The sequence below is a fragment of the Dellaglioa sp. CoH-57-MRSF-21 genome (assembly GCF_056781915.1).
Map to the genome: position 1 here is coordinate 1 of NZ_JBXAXU010000073.1, position 416 is coordinate 416.

General features: G+C 58.7%; 1 protein-coding gene. It reads right to left on the bottom strand.

All coding sequences use genetic code 11. The annotated features are described in order from the left end of the window. Positions 1 to 14: 14 nt before the first annotated feature. Entirely contained in the window at positions 15 to 290 is a 276-nt protein-coding gene (locus AC1RPQ_RS07990) for a hypothetical protein (RefSeq protein WP_281116310.1), read from the bottom strand. Positions 291 to 416 lie beyond the last annotated feature (126 nt).

Below are 416 nucleotides of genomic sequence, written 5' to 3' on the forward strand. Positions count from 1 at the left end.
CCACGCACTCGGAATCATAGACGCGGCTCCAACGTGAACAACGCATGGGCCACGCGCCGTACGATCGCGTCCGTCGCGAACAGTTGGTACTCACCAGCCTTGTGCACCTCAGCAACATCCGGATCAGGACTGTCACTTCGGTCTACGCTTTGGCCCACGATCATAGCCTCGTGGTAAGTGTCGCTGCGTGTGAGGGCCCAGACATAACCGTTATGGAAAAACAGCTCACCCACTTCGAGGTCCGCGATGTACGTCGGGAACCGCTTTTGTTCCTGAATATCGACTCTCATGTGTTCTCCCCGGTCGGCATCGGCACATGCTTCACGACGAGCATCGACACATCGAACAGCGTGTGGACGGCCTGCACGGTAACGACACCAGTATCCCCATCGGGGCTCAGTCGCGCGCCCTCAACC

Bases quoted from the DNA above. Each gene is read 5' to 3' on its own strand.
- AC1RPQ_RS07990 (WP_281116310.1), bottom strand. From the start codon at position 290: ATGAGAGTCGATATTCAGGAACAAAAGCGGTTCCCGACGTACATCGCG.